Annotated in this window: 3 protein-coding genes and 1 pseudogene; all 4 read left to right on the top strand. The window is 34.4% G+C overall.

Going from position 1 to position 4,250, the window contains the following annotated elements:
* A partial coding sequence (locus VMW81_08970; GenBank protein ID HUU51072.1) for a tetratricopeptide repeat protein occupies positions 1–2,451 on the top strand: 2,451 nt, incomplete at its 5' end.
* A gap of 11 nt (positions 2,452–2,462) precedes the next feature.
* Entirely contained in the window at positions 2,463–2,744 is a 282-nt protein-coding gene (locus VMW81_08965) for a DUF507 family protein (protein ID HUU51071.1), read from the top strand.
* A gap of 39 nt (positions 2,745–2,783) precedes the next feature.
* Positions 2,784–3,065: pseudogene (locus VMW81_08960) on the top strand (DUF507 family protein).
* A gap of 13 nt (positions 3,066–3,078) precedes the next feature.
* On the top strand, positions 3,079–4,250 hold a 1,172-nt coding region (locus tag VMW81_08955; GenBank protein HUU51070.1), incomplete at its 3' end, for an ATP-binding protein.

The following is a 4,250-nucleotide window of genomic DNA, read 5'->3' as shown; positions in this document are numbered from 1 at the left end:
AAGCTGAAAGAGTATCAACAATTACTCAAATATTATCAAAGTCTTTTAGAGGAAACACCGGAGGGAATTTCAAAGGGAGAGATTCATTACAGAATTGGTGAGGTTCATATGCGATCGAGCGATTTCAAGAAGGCAAAGGAGAATTTTTCCCTTATCACTCGGGAATATCCTAAAGACCCTTTTGCTGAAAAGGGGATGTTTGTGCTTGGTGAATTAAACTATAAGCTTAAAGACTATGAAAGGGCTCTTGAGATTTTTAAGGAATTTATTAAAAAATACCCTTGGAGCAACGCCTTAATAGATGGGGAGTATAGTATTATCCGCTGTTTATATCGTTTGAAGAAATATGAGGAAGGGGTAAAGCAAGCTCAAAAGATTAAAGATGAGAGTAAAAATGAGGCAAAGAGGATCTTTTTAAAGGCTAAGGAAAATATGGTTAGTGGAGAGTATGGAAAAGGGATTAGGCTGTTCGAGGATTTGATCAAGAAATATCCCAAAGACGATCTGGCAAAAGAGTCATATTTTGAAATTGTTAAGACCTTAGGTAATCTTGAAAGATATTCAGAGGGAATAGAAATACTTAAAAAAATCGTTAAAAGATATCCAGAAGATGAGATAAAGGCAAAGGCTGAATTTATGCACGCGGAATTTCTCTACAAGAAGGGAGTATTAGAAAAGGCATTAAGGGCATACGAGGTTTTATTAGAGACACCCTATTATTCCGAGTTTTCTGATGATGCCTTATTAGGGATTGCCGAGATTCAAAGAGAAAGAGGAAATTATAAATTAGCGCTCGATATCTATGATAAGCTTGAGAAGAAATATCCCTTTTCGGACACAAAAGAGAGGGTCTTCTGGGGAAAAGGGGAGATCTTTTTCGCACTAAGGGATTATAAAAATTCTCTAAAGTTTTACAACAGGATAAAGGAGGAATTTTATAACGGTGAATTTATGGAACATGCCCTTTTTAAGATGGGACTATGTTATTTTAACCAGAGAGACTATGAAAGGGCCATTGAAAGCTTTCGATATCTGTTAGAAAAAGCACCCATGAGTCGATACAAAAGGGAAGTGATGTATAAAATAGGAGAATCTTTTTATCGTAAGAAAGACTATTATATGGGAATAAAGGAGCTGCAAGAATTTTTAGATAGTGTTTACGATAGGGAGTATATTCAGAGGGTCAAATTTAAAATAGCATGGGGCTATTTTATGGATTTAAAATATAAGAAGGCTTTACAAGCGTTTAATGATGTCATTGATTTACATCCTGAATCAGAGCTTGCCTATCAATCGAGATACTGGAGGGGGATTATCTTTTTTAAGGAGAAGAAGTATCAGAAGTCAAATGACGAACTTAAGATGATTGTCAATCATGATTCCAAGAAAGATTTTTTAAATGATATTCTCTGGCGCATTGGAGATAACTATTTATTGTCAGATGAGCCAGAAAAGGCTATTGAAATTTTCAAGAAGCTTCAAAAGAGATTTCCGGATGAAAGATACTATGCTATTGATGAGAGATTAATGAAGGCCTATATCAAGGTATCGAATTATAAGGAATATCTCGATACCTTTTCAAGGAGTCGAGAAGTATTTTCTTTGAAGAATGAGTTCATCAAAGATGCTTTTCGATTGGGTAATGAGTTATTGAATTATGGAAACTTTCTGGAAGCAAGGGAGATTTTTAAAGAGACTGGCACAGAGCTTTTTGTGAAAAAGGAGGTTGTTCAAAAAAGCCTTTTTATGATAGGAGAGAGTTACTATGCAGAAGGAAGGATTGGAGAGGCGATGAAATATTTTAAAATACTCTTAAAGAGAGGGGCGAACCATGATACTCAGTCAAGGGTTTATTTCCGCATGGCCAACATCTTTGCCAGCAAGGGAGATATGAAAGAGGCGGTTAAGGCTTATGAAAGGGGTTTTTATTCAGCGGAAAATGAAAAGGTCAAGGCCCTTTTACTGTATGGGGTGGGAGAGGGTTATCTAAAATTAAACCATCTTGAAAATGCCTTGGATGCCTTTGAAAGGATAATAAAGGATTTTCCGAGAGAGAGATCACTTATTAAAGAAAAAATGAATATCGGACTAGTCTTTCAGAAAAATAAAAAGAATGATCTGGCAATAGAAGCCTTTCGGCAGGTCGCCGAGCAATCTCAAAATCCTTCTCTAAAGGCTGAGGCTCAATTCTGGATCGGAGAGACCCTAGAGCTTCAGGGAAAAGATCAAGAAGCGATCAAGGAGTATCTCAAAGTTGCCTATTCTTATAAGCATGAAGGCATGTGGGGTGTAACAGCAAGATTTAAAGCAGGTGAGATTTATGAGAAGCTAGAAAGTTATAGAGAAGCCATCGTTCTTTACAAGGATATTGCAGAGAAGTTTAAGGGAAAGGAGCAAGGAGCCATTGCTTCTCAAAAAATAGAGCATATAAAAAAGTTGATAAAGAGATAGGAGTAATCATTATGCGTTTAAGAAAGGAAATGATAGAATATATCTCCAAAAGGATAGTGGAATCATTGGTAAAAAGAAAGATGATTGAGACAGAGATAGAAACAGAAAAGATAGAAGGGAAAATAGCTCAGATAATAACTGATGACTTATTGGTCGAAGATAAATTAAATGAGGAGGTGAAAGAGCTATTAAGGAAACATATCGACGATGTATACAAGGGAGATATAGACTATAGCAAGATGTTCAATATGATTAAAAATAAATTAGCAAAGGAGAGAGGGTTAATTTTATAATACCATCTTTGAAATTAATTTAATTTATCAAGGAGAGAAAGAGTGCGTTTGAGCAGAGGTAAAATAAACCATCTTTCAAAACTTATTACTCAGGGATTAGAAAAAGACGAGAAGATTAAATTATTGCCCGAGCCAAACGACATAAGATTGCAGATAGTACGTATTATTACCGATGAACTTAAAATAGATGATGTAGTTGGCGAAGAAGTAAGAAGGATCTTGAGTTCTTATTCAAAAAAAATGAGAGAGGGCAGTAGTGAGTGGGAAGTCTTATACCAAAAGCACTATGATGAAGAGATAAAAAAGAGGAGATCCTTTTAGAGGGAAGAGATTTATGGCGAGTGAAAGGAATAAAAAAATAAAAAATAACAAAAAAAGAGTTCGACATAGAAAAGTAAAGAAGGATGAAACAAAGATTTCTATACTCAAGACTATTTTGGATATTAGAAATGATACAATCAACCTTTCAAAATTTTTAAATCAGATATTAGGAAGAATTATAAAGATTTTTCAATTGGATGGAGGGTATATCAGCCTCTTGAATGAAGAGAAAAAGGAATTGACTCTGATGGTTCACAAAGGGCTATCTGATAATTTTTTGACTCAATTTTCTAAGATAAAAATTGGTAAACGGTTTGTTGGAAAAAGATTCAAAACACAAAGGATGATCATTGTTCAGAATGTAGATGAGTTTCCAGCGAAACTGAAGTCGTTACTGAGAGATGAAAAAATAACATTTTTCATGGATATTCCATTAGTAACCAAGGGAAAAGCTTTTGGGACCTTGACCTTAATCAATAAAAATAAAATCAAACTTTCTTTAAAAGACCTTGAATCTATAAAGACGATTGGATTTCAAATTGCGCTTATAATAGATAATGAAAAATTACATAATGATTTAGTTGAATTTAAAAAGTATCTGCAAAGAGCTGATAGACTAGCTACAATAGGTACGATGACGACAGGAATTGTTCATGAAATAAGGAATCCATTGGTATCCATAAAGGCATTTTTACAATTACTCCCTGAAAAATATGATGATAAAGAATTCAGAGAAAATTTTCATAATATTGCAGTTGATGAGGTAAATCGATTAGACAATCTTCTGAATAGGCTTTTAGATTTTGCCAGACCCCCAGACAATAAGATGGATTTTTATGATATTAACCGCATCATAGAAAAAATGTTATCTTTTATTGAAAATGAAGCAGCATACAAAAATATTTCAATCCATAAGGAACTTGATAGGGAACTTCCTCCTATATTAGTCAACGAAGAACAGGTAAAACAGGTCTTCTTGAATCTTTTTCAAAATGCTATTCATGCTACTGGAAATAATGGAAAATTGGACGTAATCAGTAGAAGGAAGAGGCATAATAAAAGAGATTTTCTTCAGATAGAGTTGAGGGATACGGGCAAAGGTATAGATAAAGAAGGACTGCAGAATATATTCAACCCTTTTTTTACTACCAAGAATAAGGGAATGGGTCTAGGGCTGGCAATAAC

This window comes from Nitrospinota bacterium (assembly GCA_035528715.1).
Lineage (GTDB): Bacteria > JADFOP01 > JADFOP01 > DATKYB01 > DATKYB01 > DATKYB01.
Note: the sequence above shows the minus strand (reverse complement) of the source record. Positions and strands in the feature narration are given on the sequence as shown.

Coding starts and splice junctions, on each gene's coding strand:
- VMW81_08965 (HUU51071.1), top strand. CDS start 2,463: ATGCGTTTAAGAAAGGAAATGATAGAATATATCTCCAAAAGGATAGTG.